The organism is Cupriavidus sp. MEYA8 (genome assembly GCF_059278825.1).
This window is the reverse complement of sequence record NZ_CM181222.1, coordinates 1,646,291-1,667,700: the sequence shown is the minus strand read 5'-3', so window position 1 is coordinate 1,667,700 and position 21,410 is coordinate 1,646,291. Positions and strand designations below refer to the sequence as shown.

Genomic DNA, 21,410 nt, shown 5'->3' with positions numbered 1-21,410 from the left:
CGCCTGCAAGCCGGCTAGGAGAACTCGGCCCGATCGATGCCGTGCTTCTTCAGCAACCTTCCGAAGACCCGTCGCTCCTTGCCCGCCTCACGCGCCGCCGCTGACACGTTGCCGTGGCTGCGCGCCAGCGCCGAGCGCAGGTAGGCCGCCTCGAATGCCGCCAGGGCCTGGTCGCGCGCCTCCTTGAATGGCTGCATGCCGGGCGCAGCCTCGCTGGCCAGGTCGACCGTGCAGGGCGTCGCCGGGCAGCCTTCGGCATGCACCACGCGCCCGTCGCACGACAGCAGGCAGCGCTGCACGAAGTTCTCCAGCTCACGCACGTTGCCCCGCCACGGCTGTGCCAGCATCCACGCCAGCGAGGCCTGGTCGAACCGGCAGCCGGGCCAGCCATAGCGGGCACAGAAGCGCGACGCAAACAGCTCGACCAGCGGCGGGATGTCTTCGGGACGCTCCCTCAGGCTGGGCATGCGCACGTTGGCCACGTTGAGCCGATAGAGCAGGTCTTCGCGGAACCAGCCATCCTGGGCGCCCTGCTTCAGCTCGCGGTTGGTGGCGGCGACGATGCGCACGTCGGCCTTGCGGCTGTGCGGGGCACCCAGCGGCCGGTAGCGGAAGTCCTGCAGGAAGCGCAGCAGCGACGCCTGGCTGCGCAGGGACAGCGCATGGATTTCGTCGAAGAAGAGCGTGCCCCCTTCTGCCTGCGCGACCAGGCCGGCGGCATCGCGGCGCGCATCGGTATAGGCGCCGCGCACGTGGCCGAAGAGTTCGCCTTCGAACAGCGTTTCGGGCAACGCGCCGCAATCCACGGGGACGAAGGGCCGGTCGCGGCGCCCGCCGCGATAGTGCAGGCTGCGCGCCACCAGCTCCTTGCCGGTGCCGGTCTCGCCCAGGATCAGCACGGGCACGTCGACGCGGGCCAGCCGGGCCACCACCGCCATCGCCTCCCGGAACACCTGGCTGGATCCCAGCAACCCGCCGGGGTCCTCGCCGTCCGGCATGACGCCGTCCTCCCCTGCCTGCGCGATGCCGGCAGGCGCGAATTCTTGCTTCGGAGACATCTTTCCCTCCCCCCGGCGCCGGCAGCGCAGCGACAAGCATCGCGCGTCACGGGCCCAAATGCCTCACCCGGCGCCTTTGTGCAGGGCAGCAGCAAGCGGCGGGATGGCTACACACTAGCCCATGGCGGCCGAAACGCAATTAAGTTTGCCGCAGATCAGCTTTCACACGGCATTTGCAGCTTGTATTCAAGGATTTAGGCGTTTCGCAGGGCGACGCGAAAGCGCATTTTTGTTGCCTTTTGTGTTGTTTATTGGCATTTTGTGGAATAACATCAAGCCTCGATCCGCGCCCCTCGAGTCCCGCCATGCCTATCCCCCTCCCCGCCCAAACCCGCGTCGTCATCATCGGCGGCGGCATCATCGGCTGCAGCGTCGCCTACCACCTGACGAAGCTGGGCTGGAAGGATGTGGTGCTGCTCGAGCAGGGCCAGCTGTCGTGCGGCACCACCTGGCACGCCGCCGGGCTGGTCGGCCAGCTGCGCTCGCAGGAAAGCATGACGAAGCTGATCCGCTACTCCACGCAGCTCTACAGCGAACTGGAAGCGGAAACCGGCCTCGGCACCGGCTGGAAACAATGCGGCTCCCTGTCCGTGGCGCGCACCGCCGAGCGCATGACGCAGCTGCGCCGCACCGCGGCGGTGGCGCGCGCCTATGGCGTGGCGTGCGAGGTCATCTCCCCTTCGCAGGCCGGCGAGCTGTGGCCGGCGATGCGTACCGACGACCTGCGCGGCGCGGTCTGGCTGCCCGGCGACGGCAAGGCCAATCCCACCGACCTGACGCAGGCGCTGGCGCGCGGCGCGCGCAGCCGCGCCGCCATCATCGCGCAGGACACGAAGATCACCGCGATCCATAGCGCCGACGGCCGCGCCACCGGCGTCAGCTGGCGCAACAAGAACGGGGACGAGGGGCGGCTGCAGGCCGAGATCGTGGTCAACTGCGCCGGCCAGTGGGCGCGGCAGGTAGGCCTGATGTGCGGCGTGACCGTGCCGCTGCATTCGGCCGAGCACTACTACATCGTCACCGGGCGCATCGCCGGCGTGCACCCCGACCTGCCGGTGATGCGCGACCCGGACGGCTTCATCTACTTCAAGGAGGAAGTCGGCGGGCTGGTGATGGGCGGCTTCGAGCCTGACGCCAAGCCTTGGGGCATGCAGGGCATTCCCGAGCCGTTCGAGTTCCAGCTGCTGCCCGACGACTGGGACCAGTTCCAGGTCCTGATGGAAAACGCGCTGGTGCGCGTGCCCGCGCTCGAAACGGCGCAGGTCAAGCAGTTCTACAACGGCCCGGAATCCTTCACGCCGGACAACAACTTCATCCTCGGCGAGGCGCCGGAGCTGCGCAATTTCTACGTCGGCGCGGGCTTCAACTCGATGGGCATCGCCTCCGCCGGCGGCGCCGGCATGGCGCTGGCGGAATGGATCGTGGCGGGCGAACCCACCATGGACCTGTGGCCCGTCGATATCCGCCGCTTCGCCGGCTTCAACGGCAACCAGAACTGGCTGCACGACCGCGTCAAGGAAACGCTCGGCCTGCACTACGCGATGCCGTGGCCGAACCGTGAGCTGGAGACCGCGCGCCCGTTCCGCCGCTCGCCGCTGTACGCGCACCTGCGCGATGCCGGCGCGAGTTTCGGCAGCAAGATGGGCTGGGAGCGGCCCAGCTTCTTCGCGCCGCCGGGCGCATCGCCGCGGATCGAATATGCCTTCGGCCGGCAGAACTGGCTGCCGTGGAGCGGTGCCGAGCACCGTGCCTGCCGCGAAGGCGTGGCGCTCTTCGACATGAGCTCGTTCTCCAAGTACCTGGTCAAGGGTATCGATGCCGAGGCGGTGCTGCAGTACGTGATGAGCAACGACGTGGCGGTGCCGCCGGGGCAGGCCGTCTATACCGCGATGCTCAACCAACGCGGCACCTATGAGTCCGACCTGACCGTGACGCGGCTGGCGCACGACCAGTACCTGGTGGTGACCGGGTCGGCGCAGGCCACGCGCGACTTCAGCTATATCGAGCGGCTGATCCCGTCCGACAAGCGCTGCGTGATCGTCGACATCACCGGCCAGTACGCGGTGCTGGCGGTGATGGGGCCGCGCTCGCGCGAGCTGCTGCAAAAGGTGTCGCGCGCGGACTTCTCCAACGAAGGCTTCCCCTTCGGCAGTTCGCGCGAGATCGACCTCGGCTATGCCACCGTGCGCGCGACCCGCCTGACCTACGTGGGCGAGCTGGGCTGGGAACTGTACGTGCCGGTGGAATTCGCGGTTGGCGTCTACGAGACGCTGCATGAAGCCGGGCGCACGCTCGGGCTGGTCAATGCCGGCTACTACGCCATCGAATCGCTGCGGCTCGAAAAGGGCTACCGCGCGTGGGGCCGCGAGCTGTCGCCGTCGGTCAACCCGTTCGAGGCGGGACTGTCGTTCTCCTGCAAGCTGGCCAGCGGCATCGACTTCCGCGGCCGGCAAGCGCTGCTGCAACTGCGGCAGGCGGGCGCGCCCACGCGGCGCATGGTGGTCGTGACGATGGATGGCGCGAGCGACGCCATGCTGTGGGGCGCAGAGGCCGTGCTGCGCACCGGCCCCGACGGCAGCGTGCGCGCAGTGGGATCGCTCAGTTCTGCCGCATTCGGCCACACGCTGGGCTGCCCGGTCGGCATGGCCTTGCTGGCGCGCGAGGATGGGCCGGCCGATGCGGCGTGGCTTGAAGCCGGCACGTACCACGTCGACCTGGCCGGCGAACTGCTGCCCGCACGCGTACACCTGCGCGCGCCCTACGATCCGGCATCCGCGCGCCCGAAGGCTTGAACAGGGCCGGGGGAACAAGGGCGACCTGCTGCGACGAGAATAGGTGTTCCAATCTGGAACAACCGCTGTCACGCGCTGGCACACCGCCGCCGGCGCGTGACACATTCCTGGCTCATTTCCGCGGATATTCCTCCCAATTCCCCCGCGTTTCCGTCTTATCGCGCCCCGGCACACCTCTTGCGATCTGCTCCCGTGCGCACGGTCCCACGCCGTGACGACACGACACAAATCCTTCGAACGGAGCGAGACATGAACATGGCGGAAATCGCCCAGCTGGGCGTCAGCAACCCCTACAAGCAGCAGTACGAAAACTACATCGGCGGCCAGTGGGTGCCGCCCGCCGGCGGCGAGTACTTCGAGTCGGTCACGCCGATCACCGGCAAGCCGTTCACGCGCGTGCCGCGCTCCAACCAGCAGGACGTCGATGCCGCGCTCGATGCCGCGCACGCCGCCAGGGCGGCATGGGGACGCACCTCCACCACCGAGCGCGCCAACATCCTGAACCGCATCGCCGACCGCATCGAGGCCAACCTGACGCTGCTGGCGGTGGCCGAGACCATCGACAACGGCAAGCCCGTGCGCGAGACCACCGCCGCCGACCTGCCGCTGGCGGTCGACCACTTCCGCTACTTTGCCGGCTGCATCCGCTCGCAGGAAGGCGGCATCTCCGAGATCGACGGCGACACTATCGCCTACCACTTCCATGAGCCGCTGGGCGTGGTCGGCCAGATCATCCCGTGGAACTTCCCGCTGCTGATGGCCACCTGGAAGCTGGCGCCGGCGCTGGCCGCCGGCAACTGCGTGGTGCTCAAGCCGGCCGAGCAGACGCCCGCGTCGATCCTGGTGCTGATGGAGGTGATCGGCGACCTGCTGCCGCCCGGCGTGGTCAACGTGATCAATGGCTTCGGGCTGGAGGCGGGCAAGCCGCTGGCATCGAGCCCGCGCATCAGCAAGGTGGCCTTCACCGGCGAAACCACCACCGGCCGGCTGATCATGCAATACGCGTCGCAGAACCTCATCCCGGTGACGCTGGAGCTGGGCGGCAAGTCGCCCAACATCTTCTTCGAAGACGTGCTGGCCGCCGACGACGCTTACTTCGACAAGGCGCTCGAAGGCTTTGCCATGTTCGCGCTGAACCAGGGCGAGGTCTGCACCTGCCCGTCGCGCGCGCTGATCCAGGAATCGATCTACGAGCGCTTCATGGAACGCGCGCTCAAGCGCGTGGCGGCGATCCGCCAGGGCCATCCGCTCGACCGGGGCACCATGATCGGTGCGCAGGCATCGGCGGAACAGCTCGAGAAGATCCTGTCGTACATCGACCTGGGCCGCAAGGAAGGCGCGCAGTGCCTGGCGGGCGGCGAGCGCAATGCGCTGGACGGCGACCTGGCGGGTGGCTACTACGTCAAGCCGACCGTGTTCGCGGGGCACAACAAGATGCGCATCTTCCAGGAAGAGATCTTCGGGCCGGTGGTGTCGGTCACTACCTTCAAGGATGAGGAAGAGGCGCTCGCCATCGCCAACGACACGCTCTACGGCCTCGGCGCCGGCGTGTGGACGCGTGACGGCGCGCGCGCATTCCGCATGGGCCGCGGCATCCAGGCGGGCCGCGTGTGGACCAACTGCTACCACGCTTATCCCGCGCATGCCGCATTCGGGGGATACAAGCAGTCCGGCATCGGCCGCGAGAACCATCGCATGATGCTTGACCACTACCAGCAGACCAAGAACCTGCTGGTCAGCTACAGCCCCAACGCACTCGGGTTTTTCTGACGACGCTCAAGGCATGGCGCAATGGCCGCCTATTGCGGCCCTGCCCGTGCCATGATCCGGTTGTGCCCCGCGGACGCGGGGCCATCCCGGACAAGGAGTCATTGAAGGAGTCGAGATGCCTGCAACCATGAAAGCTGCCGTGGTGCGCGAATTCGGCGCGCCGCTCACGATCGACGAAGTTCCTGTTCCCCAACCCGGCCCCGGCCAGATCCAGGTAAAGATCGAGGCCTCCGGTGTCTGCCATACCGACCTGCACGCCGCCGACGGCGACTGGCCGGTCAAACCCACCCTGCCCTTTATCCCCGGCCACGAAGGCGTCGGCTACGTTTCCGCCGTGGGCAGCGGCGTGACCCGCGTGAAAGAAGGCGACCGCGTCGGCGTGCCCTGGCTCTACAGCGCCTGCGGCTATTGCGAACACTGCCTGCAAGGCTGGGAAACGCTGTGCGAGAAGCAGCAGAACACCGGCTATTCCGTCAACGGCGGCTACGGCGAATATGTCGTCGCCGATCCCAACTACGTGGGCCTGCTGCCCGACAAGGTCGGCTTTGTAGAGATTGCGCCGATCCTGTGCGCGGGCGTGACGGTCTACAAGGGTCTGAAGGTGACCGATACGCGGCCGGGCCAGTGGGTGGTGATTTCCGGCATCGGCGGCCTCGGCCACGTGGCCGTGCAGTACGCGCGTGCCATGGGTCTGCGCGTGGCCGCGGTCGATATCGATGACGGCAAGCTCGCGCTGGCGCGCAAGCTCGGCGCCGAAGCCACCGTCAACGCACGCACCACCGATCCCGCCGCGTGGCTGCAGAAGGAAATCGGCGGCGCGCATGGCGTGCTGGTCACCGCGGTGTCGCCGATTGCATTTTCGCAGGCGATCGGCATGGTGCGCCGCGGCGGCACTATCGCGCTCAACGGGCTGCCGCCGGGCGAGTTCGGCACGCCGATCTTCGACGTGGTGCTCAAGGGCATCACCATCCGCGGCTCGATCGTCGGCACGCGCAGCGACCTGCAGGAATCGCTGGACTTTGCCGCGCATGGCGACGTGAAGGCGACGGTGTCCACCGCGAAGCTCGACGACATCAACAATGTGTTCGGGCGCCTGCGCGACGGCAAGATCGAAGGCCGGGTCGTGCTGGACTTCAACGCCTGACGAGGAGTGGGGTCATGCCGGCTTCCGCATCTGCCGTCCCGTCCGTCGCCCGCGTGGTGGCAACGCCCGCCGCGCTGGCGCTGATCGCGCAGCTGGCCGCGCGGCATGGCCCGCTGATGTTCCACCAGTCCGGCGGCTGCTGCGACGGCAGCGCGCCGATGTGCTACCCCGACGGCGAGCTGCTGGTCGGCCCGGCCGATGTCCGGCTGGGCGAGATCGGCGGCGCGCCGTTCTACATGACGCGCGCGCAGTTCGAGTACTGGCAGCACACGCGGCTGGTGATCGACGTGGTGCCGGGCGCGGGCGGGATGTTTTCGCTGGAGGGGCGGACGGGTCAGCGGTTCCTGACGCGGTCGGAGTTGTTCAGCGATGAAGAGGCGGCGTGGCTGGCGGCGCAGCCGGCTCCGTGATGCGTCTCAGGTATCGCCCAGGTCTTTCAAGCGCCTGTAGATCGTGTTGCGCGACACACCCAGTTCGCGCGCAGCGTGGCTGACATTGCCCTTGTGCCGTGCCAGCGCCTCGCGGATGACCCCGACCTCCCAGCCACGCAAGTCGCGAGCATGGCTTTCACGTGAGGCAGGTGCTGCCGCGGCGGTCGCGGACGGCGCCCCTTCCACCGGCCCGCCGCACTCCTGCTCAAACCCCTCCGGCAGGTGCTCACACCCGATCTCCGCCTCGCCCTCGGCCAGTATCGCCGCCGTGCGCAACACATTGGCGAGCTGCCGGATATTCCCCGGCCACGGATGGCTGCGCAGCGACGCCAGCACCTGCGCGCTGACCTGGACCGGTGATCCGGGCCCGGCCTCTTCCCGCTGCCGTTGCAGGATCCGCTCCACCAGCACCGGCAGGTCGCTGCGCTCGCACAGCGCCGGCAGCGTCACCACCAGTGCATTGATGCGGTAATACAGGTCTTCGCGGAAGGTGCCGTCGGCGATCATGGCGCGCAGGTCGCGGTGGGTGGCGCAGACCACGCGCACATCGACCGGCACCGCGTGCGACGCGCCCAGCGGCGTCACCGCGCGCTCCTGCAGCACGCGCATCAGCCGCACCTGCTGCGCCAGCGGCATGTCGCCGATTTCATCGAGGAACAGCGTGCCGCCATGCGCCTGCGCCAGCTTGCCGGCGCAGCCGCGGCGGCGCGCGCCGGTGAAGGCGCCTTCTTCATAGCCGAACAGCTCGGCTTCGATCAGCGTTTCGGGGATGGCCGCGCAATTGACGGCGACAAAGGGACCCCTGGCGCGCGGCGAAGCGGCGTGGATGGCGCGCGCCAGCCACTCCTTGCCGGCGCCGGTGCGGCCCTGGACCAGGATCGGGATATCGCGGCCGCTGACCTTGCGCACGCGGCGCAATACGGCCGCCACGGCGGCGTCGCCGGTGTCGAGCGCGGCCAGCGCGGGCGGCAGCGGCTCGTCCGGCAGCGGCTGGCGCACGCTGACCGGCACGGCGCGGTATTCGATGCGCGCGAACACCTGCACGCGGCTGGGCAGCGTCAGCACGTGCAGCGTTCCGGCCGCGCGCGCCTGCATCGCCATGCGCACCGGCTGGCCGAACAGCTCGGCAAAGCCTGACAGCGCCAGCGCGTGCGGCGCCAGCCCGAGCTGGAACAGCCCGCTGCGGTTGGCGGCCAGGAAGGCGCCGTCGGGCGTGAATGCCGCCATGCCCTCGAACAGCGTGCCGACGAATTCCGGCCGCGCATGGAAGCGCACCAGCACGGCTTCGGGGAAATGGTTGGCGAACAGGTGGTTCTCGATCATCTGCGCCGACATCCGCACCAGCGCCATGGTGTGGCGATGGAAGCCGCGGTGGTCGCCGCTGACGTCGAGCGCGCCCAGGATCTCGCCGGTGGGGCCGGCAATCGGCGCGCACGAGCAGGTGAGCTGGTGGTTGGCCTGCAGGAAGTGCTCGCCGGCGTGGACGATGGTGGGGCGCGCCTCGGCCAGCGCGGTGCCGATGGCGTTGGTGCCCTTGCTGGGTTCTGACCATGACACGCCCGGCGCCAGCGCCACGCGGCGGGCGCGCGCGACGAAATCGCCGTCGCCCAGGCTGTGCAGGATCACGCCGCTGCTGTCGGTCAGCAGCACCATGCTGTCGGTGTTGGCGATCTGCGCGTGCAGGGTTTCCATCACCGGCAGCGCGTGGCGGTACAGGTCGCGGCTGGCGTCGACCAGCTCTCCCAGGGCGCGTGCGGCAAGGGCCTCGTAGCCCGGCGCGTGGCCGGCATCGAGCCCGAAGCCGGCCGAGCGCGCATGCGCGCGCGCGATCAGCGCGGCGCGATCGGTGTCATCCGGATTTGCGCCTGCTTCGGCGCCGTGGCGCTGGACGCCGGAAAGCGCTAGGTCTGCGGCGGGATCTGCAGCGGGATGGGCGGCACGGTGCATGACGGCGGGTCTCCAGTGGCGGCTGGCGGCTCGCGTGGCGGCCGCTGCCTTGCCGTCCCCTTGCACACATCGTGCAGGCCGCGCAGGCGGACGCTGCGGCAGGCCGGGCGGCTGTTGTCCGGCAACCTTATCACAGCGGACTGGCCGTGTACGGGATCCGCGCCGCCCAGGGCGCTGGGTCAGCGTTTTTCGTCGAGCAGGTCGTTCAGGATCTCGTCGAACGCCGCCTGGGCGTCTTCCAGCGCCTGCAGCGCCGCATCGAAGGTCTGCAGCGCGAGCTTGGATGGCTTGCCGCTGCCTTGCGGCGGATAGTGACCCTGCAGCGCGGTGAATGCCACCTGTACCTGGCGCGTGGCCGCGACCACGCGCTCCATGGCCTGCGCCTCTTCGGCGCGGAACTGCTCGTCTTTCTGCTCGCTCATGTGGTTTGCTCCCTGGGCGCGCCGTCGGCCGGGATGCCGGTGGGGGTGGGCGCGCGTGTGCGTGTATGAGGCATATCGTACAAGAACTGCGCGGCCCGGCTTGCGCCGCGCGGCCGCGCCTGTCAAAAATGAGGTAGGCTGCGCAGCTTGGGCGGCATGGCCGGCGCCCCCCGGCGCCACGCCCGCCGCGCACCTGAAGACTTGCCATGCGATTCAAGACCCGCCACGCGCTGGCCGCCGCGCTGATGACTGCCAGCGGCTTCGCCTGCTACTGGACCTACCTGACGCTGAACCAGGACCGCCTGCTGTTCGACGCGCGCCGGCGTCCGCCGCGCGACCTGCCGGACGGCATCATCGGGTATTCGCACAGGATTCCCGGCGGGGTGGTGCGTGGCTACATCTACCAGGCGCCCGGCGACAGCGTGGGCGACCTGCTGTTCTACCTGCCCGGACGCGGCGAGGATGTGCTGGAAACGCTGCAATTCGCACGCTGGCTGCCGGCAGGCATGGCCTTCGCCACCTATGACTACCGCGGACTGGGCCATTCCGACGGCCGTCCGTCCGAGGCAGGGGCCGTCGCCGATGCCAGCCAGTTCCTGCTGCATGTCCGGCGCGTGTTTCCCGACACCCGCGTGCACGTGGTCGGGCGCAGCCTCGGCACCGGCGTCGCGATCCAGCTGGCCGACCTGCAGGAATTCGAGAGCCTGCAGCTGATCACGCCCTACGACTCAATGCTGGAACTGGTGCGCAAGCGCTTCCCGCTGGTGCCGCTGCGGCAGCTGATGCGCCACCATTTCGATTCGATCTCGCACTGCAAAAAGGTCGTGCAGAGCACCAAGGTGCTGCTGGCGGAGTCGGACGAGGTCGTGCCACATGCCTGCTCGGAGCGGCTGATGGCAGCATGGCCCGGGCCGGTCGCGCTGCAGACCATGCCCGGCACGGACCACTTCACCATCATCGAACAGCAGCAGACCTGGCTGTCGCTGTTCGAGTTCGCGCGCCAGCACAGCGAGGCCCGGCTGCGCATGGCCGAAGCCGCGCCGGCGCAGCCGGAACCGGACAACGCCGCCGCTACCGCGCCGGCGCTCCATGCCGTGCCCGACGCCATGCCGGACGCCATCGCCCCGCCCGCCGAGCGGGACGACGACGGCAGCCCGCTGCCGCTGGCAGCCACCCGATGACCGCCCCGCCGGTTCGGCGACCCGGAGCAGGTAGCGGAGCAGGTAGAATGCGCGCATGAAAAAAATCGCAGTCAAGGCAGGCGGCGCCATACTGGCGCTGGCTGCGGCCGCCAGCCTGCTCGCCGGCTTTGCCGCGGTGCTGAGCCTGCGGCAGCTTCCACCGGTCGACGCCCTGCGCGACTATCGCCCCGATGTCCCGCTGCGGATCTACACCAGCGACAACGTGCAGATCGGCGAATTCGGCAGCGAGCACCGCGAATTCATCCCCTTCGAGCAGATTCCCCCGCGCATGGTCCAGGCCCTGCTGGCGGCCGAGGACGACCAGTTCTACCAGCACGAGGGCGTCGACATCCCCGGGCTGTTCCGCGCCGCGCTGGCCAACCTCGGCCAGGGCTACGCACAGGGCGCGTCGACCATCACCATGCAGGTCGCGCGCAATTTCTACCTGTCGCGCGAGAAGACGCTGGCGCGCAAGTGGTATGAAATGCTGCTGGCATGGCGCATCGACCAGTCGCTGCCCAAGGACCGCATCCTCGAGCTGTACATGAACCAGGTCTACCTGGGCGAGCATGCCTATGGCTTCGGCAGCGCGGCGCATGCGTATTTCGGCAAGCCGCTGGCGGCGCTGTCGCTGGCCGAGAGCGCGATGCTGGCGGGGCTGCCCAAGGCGCCGTCGACCATGAACCCGGTGGCCAACCTGCCGCGCGCCAAGCGCCGCCAGGAATACGTGCTGGGCCGCATGCTGGCGCTGGGCATGATCAGCCAGGACGACTACCGCGCGGCCCGCGCCGAGCGCCTGGCCATCTCCGGCGAAACGCCGGGCAGCTTCGCCGGCCATGCCGAATACGTGGCCGAACTGGCGCGCCAGCTGGCGCGCGAGCGCTTTGGCGACGAGGCCTACACGCGCGGACTGAACGTCTACACCACGGTGTCGTCGGTGCGGCAGACGCTGGCCCACGATGCCGTGAGCGGCGGACTGCAGCGCTATGCGCGCCGCCACCGCAAGGCCGTGCCTGAGCTGGCGCAGGGGCCGCAGGCGGCGCTGGTGTCGCTCGACGCCAGTACCGGCGCGATCGAGGCGATGGTGGGTGGCGCGGACTTCGGGACCAGCCGCTTCAACCACGCCACGCAGGCGCTGCGGCAGCCGGGCTCGACCTTCAAGCCCTTCGTTTATGCCGCCGCGCTGGAACGCGGCGTGTCGCCGGGCACGGTCATCAACGATACGCCGCTGGCCAATTCGTCGCGCTGGCAGCCGACCAACGACGACGGCCGCTTTGTCGGCCCCGTCACCGTGCGCCAGGCGCTGGCCGAATCGCGCAACCTGCCGGCAATCCGCACGCTGCAGGCGATCGGCATCCCCTATGCGGTGGAGTTCGCCAGCCGCTTCGGCTTCTCGCCCAGGCGGCTGCCGCGCTACCTGCCGCTGGCGCTGGGCACCGGCACCACCTCGCCGCTGCGCCTGGCCGCGGCCTACGGCGTGTTCGCCAACGGCGGCCAGCGCGTGGAGCCCTACCTGATCGAGCGCATCACCGACAGCGAGGGCAACGTGCTGTTTGAAGCAAGCCACACCAGCGCCAATGGCGCCGCGGCGCCGACGCGCGTGATCAGCGCGCGCAATGCCTTCGTAATGGACAGCCTGCTGCGCAGCGTGGTCGACGAAGGCACCGGCGCGGGCGTGCGCCGCTACCTGCGCCGCGACGACGTGGCCGGCAAGACCGGCACCACCAACGAAGCCATGGACGGCTGGTTCGCCGGCTACGCCGGCGGCGTGGTCACGGTGGCGTGGATGGGCTACGACGACAACCGCAGCCTGGGCGAGCATGAGTTCGGCGCCACCACGGCGCTGCCGGTGTGGGCAGCGTACATGGAAGGGCGGCTGGCCGGCGTCCCCGAGGCGCAGCCGGATGCCCCGGCCGGCCTGGTGCGCGCGAACAACGACTGGGTGTATGCGGAATATGCGGACGGCAGCCGTGGCATCGCCTCGCTCGGCTTCCCGCTGCCGCCGGCGGATGCGCCGGTGACGCCGGCAGCCGATCCGGTCGTGGCGCCGGTGGCAAGCAACGCCGCCAGCCCGGCCACCCCGGCCAGTCCCGCCACATCCCCGGCGCCGCCGGCCGCGGGCACGCAGCTTCCCGCCACCGCCATGCCGGCGCCCGCCGCCGTGGCCGCGCCCGGCGTTTCCATCAGCCGGGACGGCCTGTAAACTCCTCGCTTTCCCGCCGCCTCACCCCACTTCGAGCCCATCCCGATGTCCAGCCACAGCCCGCTGCTGATCTGGTCGGTCGCCGCGCTGACCACCGCCGGCGTCCTGTTCCGCCCCTTCCGCCTGCCCGAGGCATTCTGGGCCGCCGCCGGCGCCCTGCTGCTGTGCGCCACCGGACTGCTGGCGCTGCCCGACGCATTCGCCGCGGTCATGCGTGGCTACGACGTCTACCTGTTCCTGGCCGGCATGATGCTGATCTCCGAACTGGCCCGCAAGACCGGCCTGTTCGACCACGTCGCCGCGCTGGCGGTGCGCCAGGCGCGCGGCTCGGCGCTGCGGCTGTTCCTGCTGGTATATGGCTTCGGCACGCTGGTTACGGCATTCATGTCGAACGATGCCACCGCGGTGGTGCTCACGCCCGCGGTGCTGGCCGCCACGCGTGCGGCGCGCGTGCGCCATCCGCTGCCCTACCTGTACGCGTGCGCGTTCATCGCCAACGCGGCCAGCTTCGTGCTGCCGATCTCGAATCCTGCCAACCTGGTGATCTTCGGCGAGCGCATGCCGCCGCTGGCGGGATGGCTGGCGAGCTTCGCGCTGCCGTCGCTGGCCGCGATACTGGCGACGCTGGCCGCGCTGTGGTGGACCCAGCGCCATGCGTTGGCCGAGCCGATCGGCAGCGACGTCCCGGTGCCGCCGCTGTCGCTGCAGGCCTGGCTGACCGCGCTGGGCATCGTGCTGACCGGCATCACGCTGCTGGTGGCGTCGCTGCGCGGCAGTGAGCTGGGCTGGCCCACCTGCGCCGCGGGCGTGGCCACGCTGCTGCTGGTCTGCGCCACCCGGCGCGACCTGCTGCTGCCGGCGCTGGGCGAAGTCTCGTGGAGCGTGCTGCCGATGGTGGCCGGCCTGTTCGTGCTGGTGGCCGCGCTGGAACAGACGTCGGTGATCGGCTACCTGGCCGATGCGGTCGCGGCCGCCTCGCGCGATGGCGGTGCGCTGGCGCTGCTGGCGGTGGGCGGGCTGGTGACGCTGGCGGGCAATATCGCCAACAACCTGCCGGCGGGGCTGATCGCGGCGTCGGCGCTGTCCGCGGGCGATGCGTCGCACGCGGTCACCGGCGCGGTGCTGATCGGCATCGACCTGGGCCCGAACCTGTCGGTGACCGGCTCGCTGGCCACGCTGCTGTGGCTCACCGCGCTGCGCCGCGAGGGGCATATGGTCAGCGCCGGCCAGTTCCTGCGCCTGGGCGCGATCGTCATGCCGGCCGCGATGGTCCCGGCGCTGGCGCTGCTGCTCTGGTAGGTGTTGCGGGGCGCCTGAACGGGTCCGGCACGCTGCCGCGCGCCTCAGCCGGTGGTGGTACGCCCGCCGGTCGGCACGCGTGCGCCCACGGCGATCGGCCGCCGCAAGCCGGGCTTGCCCGCACGGGCCGCGCTGGCGTGATGCTCCGCCACACCCGTTTCCACCGGCGTTGCCGGCAGCGGTACCGTCACGACATGGATCAGCATCAGGCTGCTGCACGGAAAGGCGATCGGCAAGGTCACGTTGTTCCCGACAAAAAGTAAGGCCGCAACTTGCGGTACGCCCGCCATCGAGGTGGCGGGCGGCTCATGTTTGCGGACATTATGTGCGTTTGTCGGCGTCGCGCGGGACGACGACGAGCGTTGTCACGAACTATTCACGGAGGCACGCGGGAGTGTGCGCTATGCGGCGCGTCCGGCAGTGGGCAACGGTCCTCGGGACGCGCGGCAGCGTAGGTTGTCGGGCCACCGCATCTGCCATATAGTGAATCCGGCACACCCGCCGGCGCCCATGCCGGAACACTCCGGGACCACTCCGGAATCCATCCGCAACCACCACGCTACCCATGAACAGCAAGGACGCGGCACGCCGCGCGCATGATCTCCACCCGGCCGACGCGGCGGCCGGCGACCCGGCCTCCTCCGTCTCGGAGCGGATCCGCGCGCGCCTGCTGGCGGCGCAGGAACGCTACCACGCCAACGACAATATCGCCCGCTATATCGAGCCGGGCGAGCTGGAGCAGCTGCAGGCCGAGGTCCAGTCCCGCATCGAAGGCGTGCTGCGCGCACTGGTAATCGACGTCGACAACGACCACAACACGCAGGAAACCGCGCGGCGCGTGGCCAAGATGTACCTGAAGGAAATCTTCGCCGGCCGCTACGCGAAGCCCCCGGCAGTGACCGAGTTTCCCAACGTCGGCCAGCTCAACGAGCTGATGATCGTGGGCCCGCTGCGCGTGCGCAGTGCCTGCTCGCACCACTTGTGCCCGATCCTCGGCAAGCTGTGGATCGGGGTCATGCCCAACCAGCATTCCAACCTGATCGGCCTGTCCAAGTACGCGCGGCTGGCGGAGTGGATCATGTGCCGGCCGCAGATCCAGGAAGAAGCCGTGGCGCAGGTGGCCGACCTGCTGCAGGAAAAGATGAATCCCGACGGCCTTGCCATCGTGATGGAGGCCGAGCACTTCTGCATGCACTGGCGCGGCGTGCGCGACACCGACGCCAAGATGACCAACAGCGTGATGCGCGGCTCCTTCCTGAAGGACGACAGCCTGCGGCGCGAATTCCTCACGCTGCTGAACAACAACCGCGGCTAGGTGCCCCGTCTCCGCACCAGCCTCCGCCCCTTCCCCATTACGGAACCGCCACGACCATGCTAGTCCGCCTGATCTATGCCAGCCGTGCCCGCCAGGCCATCGACACGGCCCTGCTCGATGCGATCCTGGCCACCAGCCTGGAACGCAACCCGCGCCACGGCATCACCGGCGTGCTGTGCCACGGCAACGGCATCTTCCTGCAGGCGCTCGAAGGCGACCGGCAGGAGGTCTCGCAGCTGTTCCAGTCGATCACGCGCGATCCGCGCCACCAGGACGTGACGCTGCTGCATTTCGAGGAGACCTGCACGCGCGACTTTGCCGGCTGGGCCATGGGGCAGGTCAACGCGGCGCGCATCAACACCGCGACGCTGCTGAAGTTCTCGGCACACGCCGAACTCGATCCGTTCCGGACCAGCGGCGCGGCCTCGCTGGCACTGCTCAAGGAACTGATTGCCGGCGCCTCGGTAGTGTCGCGCCTGGGCGAGCGCGGCCGGCACTGAGCCGCGCTGCCAGCGGTGTCTTGCGCCCCTCGGCGCTCTTCTCCCGGCGCTCCCGCGCTACGCCGCCACGCGCCCGAACAGGCCGCATTCGAGATCGCTCTCGAATTCCTCGACCCAGGCCGAACCCGGCCCGGCCTCATAGACGCTGACCGCGTCCGTGCCCAGCCGCTTCACGCTGACGCGGCGTCCCTCGCCGCCGCCCTCGTCCGTGATCTGGAACGCCTCGGTTGCAATCCCGACATGCATGCAAACCTGCGTTACCTGTTGCTGCTCGTCGGCGGGAAACTGGGAAAACGGTCTCGTGGCCATGGCATCCTCCGTCAAGGTTGAGATCGCCGCTTGCGCGCAGCGCGAACGCGCGTGGCGGTGCATGCGCCACGCATAAAAAACCACTCGGCATCCCGCCGGCTTTGTCCGGCGGCATGCACGCCAGCGCCCCGCTGCGGCCTCGCGGCGGAGCGCAAATCTCCTGGGACGTTGCTGTTACGGCTCAGCTCTTGCGCTGGGTCACTGCCACGAACGGGGCCGGCGCGTGCTGGACGGACTGGCTGCCGCATTTCGGGCAATTCGGATGGGCAGAGACATGTTCCGCGAGATGCTCGGTTTTCTCGAACACATGACCGCACTTCTCGCAGCGGTATTGATAGACGGGCATGGCAAATTCCCCCACGCGGCACGCGCCGCAAGCGCCACCCGGCGCGAGCCGGGCCTGCGCGGCATGATGGCCGCGGGCGCGTGTCAGGTTCATTCTAGGACAGCGTGCGCGGGCCAACGTGAAAGTTCGATGGCTGCTGCTGCCGGCGCGCCGGCATATGTCGCCGGCAATCCACTTCCTCGGTAAGGACACTGCTGCGCCATGCGTTGATGTCCCGCAAATGCCATTGCGCGCGATCCGCGGAAAAATCGCGCAGCCTTCGCGCAGTTCGCCGTCAATGCATGTGGGGTTCAGGCCGTACCCTTGTATTCCACCTGCCCGTCCGTACGACCGCAGTGACCGCGAACTAGCCGAATTGCGATTCAGGGGCGCCGGGAACATAGCCAGAATGCGGATTTTGGGTGACGCCGCGGCGCCTGCAGGGGCCCCGGCCAGGCAAGCGCCAAGAACCCGGAGGACTAGAAAACGATGTACGACCGAATCATCCGTGTCGCCCTGGCGGACGACCATCCGCTGGTCATGGTCGCGCTGCAGGACTGCCTGCAGCGCACGCCCAACTTCCAGGTCACCAGCAACTGCGGCAACGGCACGGAACTGCTGGCCGCGCTCGACCGCGAGCCCGCCGACATTGCCATCACCGACTTCTGCATGGGCCGGGGCGATGCCTCGTCGGACGGCTTCAACCTGCTGAACCGGCTCGCGCGCCGCCATCCGCTGACCCGCATCGTAGTGGTCAGTGCCCAGGCCAATGCCGCCATCATCCGCCGCGCCATGAAGCTGGGCGCGCGCGCCTACGTCAGCAAGGAAGACCCGATCGATGAAGTGGTGCGGGCCTGCCTCCAGGTTGTCGCCTGCGATGGTCGCTACCACTCGCCTGCGGCGCAGGCCATCCTTGACAGCGCCGCGCTCGCCGCGGCGCCGGCGACCGAACTGACGCTGCGCGAACTGGAGGTGGTCAGGCTTTATGCGCAGGGGATCCAGCTCGCGGACATCGCCGGCAAGCTCGGGCGCTCGGTCAGCACCATTTCCAGCCAGAAGACTGTTGCCATGCGCAAGCTCGGGGTGCAGACCAACACCGGCCTGATCCGCTACGCGTATGAAAACGGCCTTATCTGAACCCCTGGCAACGTAGACCCGCGCCGATGCAGCCATCCCTGGAACGCACGCGCGAATCGCTGGCCAGCGCCTTTGACGCCCTGGCCGAGCAATCCCGCCGGCAGCAGCAGCGCTATGCGGCCACCATCGCTGTACTGGTCGCCATGGTGGTGTTCTCGGGCCTGCTGCTGGCCGGGCTGGCTGCCGCCAGGCACCTCGACTACCGGCGCGGCCACGCGGCGCAATACGTCGCGTCGCTGACGCAGCTGCTGCAGAACGAGTCCTCGTTCCTGCGCCGCAGCGTGCTGACGCTGCGCTACCAGCGCGATACGCCAGCCCCGGATCCGGTCCGCGATCCCGCGTTCGAGTCGTTTCTGCGCACCGGCGCGGCCAGCGTCCATGTCGAGGCGGTGCACAAGGACTACCACCTGCTCGCTGCCGAGGCCACGCGCCAGGCCTGGGGAGCCAGGCTGCCTTCGGAGTTCGCCCGCCTGCGCCAGCTGGCCATGGCGACCATGGCCACACAGCAGGCGTTCAACCTCGACCACGACGCCTTCGCGGTGTCGCTGGACGAGGACAGTGCCGTCGTCATCCGCCAGCCGGAATCCGGGGCGCGCGCACCGATGGCGCTCGACCCCACCCTGATCCCGCTGCTGCGCACGCGCCTGAACGAAGCCTTGCTGGACCGCACTGGCCATGCCGTCCCGGCCCCCGACCGGCAGGTGTGGCTGGGGCCGCTGCGGCATCCGGTCGACGACAGCGCGATCATGGCGCTGGCCAGCGCCGCCTACGCGGGCGATATCCCCACCACGCTGGTCGCTGCCTGCATCCCGGCCCAGGGATTTCTCGCGGCACTGCAACGGCCATCCGACCCGGCGCTGCTGGTGCTGCTCAACGAATCCGACGACATTATCGACATCTCGCCGCGCGACGGCATGATCCCCGCGGAGACCTTGCACAGCCTGACCGGGCGCGCTCGCGACCGGCCACAGGATTCGCTGCAATACACCGGCTCGGGCGTGCTGCTGGTGCAACCGCTGCAGGCCGGCCTTGGCCGGCTGGTCTATTTCCTGCCGTACCGGTTGCTGGCGGACGCATTGGCCCCCGAGCTGGCCGGCATTGTCGCCGCCATCCTGGTGCTGGTGGGCGGCATTGTCCTCACCGCGCGCTACTGGAGCCGGAACCTGCTGCGGCGCATGCATGCCGATGCGTCGCGCGCGCTGGAAAGCGAGCTGATGAACCACATTCTCGTCAGTGCCACGCCGGTTGGCCTGTGCATCGTGCGGCGGCGCGACTACGCCGTGCTGATGTCAAACCAGCAGGCCGATACCTTGCTGCAGCGGCAACCGTGCGGGCCCATGCCGCAGCCGCTGGTGGAGGCCTTCGGCAGGCAGCCGCGCGATGGCGGCAAGAGGCCGGACGCGATCGCCAGCTTCACGGTCGCAACGCCAGCGATGGCACCGTCCGCCGATGCCGGGCGCTTCCTGCAGGTCACCTATGCGCCTGCACGCTACCGCGACGACGACGTGCTGTTCTGCGCAGTGCACGACTGCACCGCGCAACAGGCGCTGCAGGACCAGTTGCGCTCGGCGCAGCAGGCAACCGAGTCGATGATGCGCGCGCGCTCGACCTTCTTCGCCGCCATGAGCCACGAGATCCGCACGCCGCTCAATGCGCTGCTGGGCAACCTGGAACTGCTTGCGCGCAGCCCCGGGCTGGAGCCGCATGCGCCCAGGCTGAAGGTCCTCGACACGGCGGCCGAAGCGCTGCGGCGCATCGTCAACGACGTGCTGGATTTTTCCAAGATCGATGCCGGCAAGCTCGAACTGGTCGAGGAACCGTTCCGCCCCGTCGACGCGCTGGAGAGCGTGGCGCTGGCCTATGCGCCGATGACGGCCGGGCGCCCGCTGCACTTGAGCCTGCACCTGTCGCCGTCGCTCGACGTGGACATCACCGGCGACCGTACACGCCTGGTGCAGGTGATCAACAACCTCCTCAGCAATGCCTTCAAGTTCACCACCAGCGGCCGCATCGCCCTCAGCGGCGAGCTGGTGGCGAATGAACACGGCGTGCCGCAACTGGTCTGCCGCGTCAGCGATTCGGGCATCGGCATGCCGCCCGCGCTGATGGAGCGGGCATTCCAGCCGTTCGTGCAGGGCGATGGCGCCGGTGCCAGCCGCTACGGCGGCACCGGCCTCGGGCTGTCGATCTGCGCGCGCCTGTGCGAACTGATGGGCGGCAGCATCGCGGTGGCCAGCGTGCCTGACGTGGGCAGCGCCTTCACGGTGACCATCCCGGCCCGCGGCGTGCAGGCGGTACCGGCGGCGGCCGGGGCTGCAGCGCGGCGCGGAAACGGGCGCGGAAACGGGCCCGGACACGGGCGCGGCCACGTCATGGTGCTGTGCCAGGACGCGCGCACCGCCGCAAGCCTGGACGCGTGGCTGCAGTCTGCCGGCTGGCACACCAGCGTGCTGGCGTCCGTCGAGGCAGCCCGGGAATATCAGGCCTTCACGCCGGTCCGGGCCATCGTGGCCAGCGACGATTTCACGCTGGCATCACTGGACGCGCTGCGCGAAACGGTGCCCGCCACCGTGGCGTGGGTCACGCCGGACGGCCCCCATCGGCCGCAACAGCGGGCGCCCGGCATCCTGGAAGTCACCGCGTTCAGCCACCGCGCGCTGCTGGCGTGCGTAGCCGAGGCTTGCGAGAACGCTGCCGCGGGCGTGGCATTGCATGCCGGCGAAGGCGGCAACGCGGCCGGGGCAGCAACGCCTTCCGCTGACGCGGCCGCAACCGTGCCGACCATCCTGGTGGCAGAAGACAATGCGCTGAACCAGGCCCTGATCGCCGAACAGCTGCAGGCGCTCGGCTGCCAGCCGATCGTCGTAAGCCACGGCAGGCAGGCGCTGGCCGTGCTGGAGACCACGCCGGTCGACGCCGTGCTGACCGACATCCGGATGCCCGGCATGGATGGCTATGAACTGCTCGAAGCGGTACGCGCCCGGCATGCCGGCGTGCCGGTGCTGGCGTTCAGCGCGTTCGCGCGCAGCGAGTGGTTGGCCGACTGGCGCCAGCGCGGGTTCGCCGGCTATGTGTCCAAGCCGGCGTCGCTGCAGGACCTGCAGGCATGCCTGCGCAACCTGCCCGGTCGCGGCCGGGCACAAGCCGCCCCACCCGCCGGCGCCGGCACGGATCCCGCCGCCGCCGACCGCGAGCGCTATGAAGCCATGCTGCGCTCCCAGCTGCGGCAGGACCTGCCCGAGCTGGAACGCATCATCGCGCAGTGCGAGCTGCCTGCGCTGCGTTGCTGGACGCACTCCGTGGCCGGCGCCTTCATGATCGTGCGGCGTAACTCGATCGTGCGCGAGTGCCGGGCACTGGAAGCGCTGTGCGCCGCGGCCGGAGGCTGGACACCCGCGATCGCCGCGGCGGCGGCGGCGCTGCGCGAAAGGCTGCGCGGCTATATGCAGGACACCGCCGTGGCAGCCTGAGCGTTGCGCGCGGGACGCCTACCACAATTCGCGGATTTGCGAGGACCGCGACGCCGGACGATAATGGGCGAGGCCGCGCCAGCGGCCAGCCATCCGGGTCTTCATGC

At 69.3% G+C, this 21,410-nt stretch carries 17 protein-coding genes; 11 read left to right on the top strand and 6 right to left on the bottom strand.

Going from position 1 to position 21,410, the window contains the following annotated elements; all coding sequences use genetic code 11:
- Window positions 1-14: 14 nt before the first annotated feature.
- Complete coding sequence (locus tag AC5WJ1_RS24750) at window positions 15-1,058, bottom strand: sigma-54 interaction domain-containing protein (RefSeq protein WP_240745821.1); 1,044 nt, start codon at window positions 1,056-1,058, stop codon at window positions 15-17.
- A 305-nt stretch (window positions 1,059-1,363) separates the two neighbouring features.
- On the opposite strand from AC5WJ1_RS24750, the gene AC5WJ1_RS24745 reads away from it, so the two are divergent.
- From AC5WJ1_RS24745 to AC5WJ1_RS24730, 4 genes are all read left to right on the top strand, one after another.
- Complete coding sequence (locus AC5WJ1_RS24745) at window positions 1,364-3,850, top strand: GcvT family protein (protein WP_494476626.1); 2,487 nt, start codon at window positions 1,364-1,366, stop codon at window positions 3,848-3,850.
- Window positions 3,851-4,099: 249 nt separating this feature from the next.
- Complete coding sequence (gene adh, locus AC5WJ1_RS24740) at window positions 4,100-5,620, top strand: aldehyde dehydrogenase (protein WP_494476625.1); 1,521 nt, start codon at window positions 4,100-4,102, stop codon at window positions 5,618-5,620.
- 115 nt (window positions 5,621-5,735) lie between these two features.
- Window positions 5,736-6,764: an alcohol dehydrogenase AdhP gene (adhP, locus tag AC5WJ1_RS24735; RefSeq protein ID WP_133095703.1), complete on the top strand. Its 1,029-nt coding sequence runs from the start codon at window positions 5,736-5,738 to the stop codon at window positions 6,762-6,764.
- 14 nt (window positions 6,765-6,778) lie between these two features.
- Window positions 6,779-7,174: a DUF779 domain-containing protein gene (locus tag AC5WJ1_RS24730; RefSeq protein WP_133095704.1), complete on the top strand. Its 396-nt coding sequence runs from the start codon at window positions 6,779-6,781 to the stop codon at window positions 7,172-7,174.
- 6 nt (window positions 7,175-7,180) lie between these two features.
- On the opposite strand, the gene AC5WJ1_RS24725 is transcribed toward AC5WJ1_RS24730, so the two are convergent.
- Window positions 7,181-9,142: a sigma-54-dependent Fis family transcriptional regulator gene (locus AC5WJ1_RS24725; RefSeq protein ID WP_494476624.1), complete on the bottom strand. Its 1,962-nt coding sequence runs from the start codon at window positions 9,140-9,142 to the stop codon at window positions 7,181-7,183.
- A gap of 179 nt (window positions 9,143-9,321) precedes the next feature.
- A complete protein-coding gene (locus tag AC5WJ1_RS24720; protein WP_133095706.1) occupies window positions 9,322-9,564 on the bottom strand; it encodes a hypothetical protein in 243 nt (80 codons plus the stop codon).
- 206 nt (window positions 9,565-9,770) lie between these two features.
- Here AC5WJ1_RS24720 and AC5WJ1_RS24715 point away from each other — a divergent pair, with 206 nt between their 5' ends.
- The 3 genes from AC5WJ1_RS24715 to AC5WJ1_RS24705 are packed head-to-tail and all read left to right on the top strand — an operon-like array spanning window position 9,771 to window position 14,247.
- Window positions 9,771-10,745, top strand: a complete 975-nt coding sequence (locus tag AC5WJ1_RS24715; RefSeq protein WP_494476623.1) for an alpha/beta hydrolase — start codon at window positions 9,771-9,773, stop codon at window positions 10,743-10,745.
- Between the two features lie 55 nt (window positions 10,746-10,800).
- Window positions 10,801-12,948 (top strand): penicillin-binding protein 1A, encoded by a 2,148-nt coding sequence (locus AC5WJ1_RS24710; RefSeq protein WP_494476622.1) that lies wholly within the window; start codon window positions 10,801-10,803, stop codon window positions 12,946-12,948.
- A gap of 45 nt (window positions 12,949-12,993) precedes the next feature.
- On the top strand, window positions 12,994-14,247 hold the full coding sequence (locus AC5WJ1_RS24705; protein WP_133095709.1) for an arsenic transporter: 1,254 nt from the start codon (window positions 12,994-12,996) through the stop codon (window positions 14,245-14,247).
- Between the two features lie 44 nt (window positions 14,248-14,291).
- Here the strand turns inward: AC5WJ1_RS24705 and AC5WJ1_RS24700 are convergent, their stop codons facing one another.
- Window positions 14,292-14,489, bottom strand: coding sequence for an arsenite efflux pump ArsB (locus tag AC5WJ1_RS24700; RefSeq protein ID WP_240745822.1), 198 nt, complete (start codon window positions 14,487-14,489; stop codon window positions 14,292-14,294).
- Window positions 14,490-14,812: 323 nt separating this feature from the next.
- Here AC5WJ1_RS24700 and folE point away from each other — a divergent pair, with 323 nt between their 5' ends.
- Together folE and AC5WJ1_RS24690 are read left to right on the top strand one after the other, a co-directional pair.
- Complete coding sequence (gene folE / locus AC5WJ1_RS24695; protein WP_133095710.1) at window positions 14,813-15,562, top strand: GTP cyclohydrolase I; 750 nt, start codon at window positions 14,813-14,815, stop codon at window positions 15,560-15,562.
- Window positions 15,563-15,618: 56 nt separating this feature from the next.
- On the top strand, window positions 15,619-16,062 hold the full coding sequence (locus AC5WJ1_RS24690; RefSeq protein WP_133095711.1) for a BLUF domain-containing protein: 444 nt from the start codon (window positions 15,619-15,621) through the stop codon (window positions 16,060-16,062).
- Window positions 16,063-16,119: 57 nt separating this feature from the next.
- On the opposite strand, the gene AC5WJ1_RS24685 is transcribed toward AC5WJ1_RS24690, so the two are convergent.
- Both AC5WJ1_RS24685 and AC5WJ1_RS24680 read right to left on the bottom strand, forming a co-directional pair.
- Window positions 16,120-16,371 carry a hypothetical protein gene (locus tag AC5WJ1_RS24685; RefSeq protein ID WP_135703042.1) on the bottom strand — a complete coding sequence of 84 codons (252 nt, stop codon included), beginning with the start codon at window positions 16,369-16,371 and terminating at the stop codon, window positions 16,120-16,122.
- A 181-nt stretch (window positions 16,372-16,552) separates the two neighbouring features.
- The gene (locus tag AC5WJ1_RS24680; protein WP_371704464.1) at window positions 16,553-16,810 is read right to left on the bottom strand and encodes an FmdB family zinc ribbon protein; all 258 of its coding nucleotides are present in this window, start codon (window positions 16,808-16,810) and stop codon (window positions 16,553-16,555) included.
- A 375-nt stretch (window positions 16,811-17,185) separates the two neighbouring features.
- Between AC5WJ1_RS24680 and AC5WJ1_RS24675 the strand changes: the two genes are divergently transcribed.
- Both AC5WJ1_RS24675 and AC5WJ1_RS24670 read left to right on the top strand, forming a co-directional pair.
- Window positions 17,186-17,833, top strand: coding sequence for a response regulator (locus tag AC5WJ1_RS24675; protein WP_135703043.1), 648 nt, complete (start codon window positions 17,186-17,188; stop codon window positions 17,831-17,833).
- Between the two features lie 26 nt (window positions 17,834-17,859).
- On the top strand, window positions 17,860-21,303 hold the full coding sequence (locus tag AC5WJ1_RS24670) for an ATP-binding protein (RefSeq protein ID WP_195426940.1): 3,444 nt from the start codon (window positions 17,860-17,862) through the stop codon (window positions 21,301-21,303).
- Window positions 21,304-21,410 lie beyond the last annotated feature (107 nt).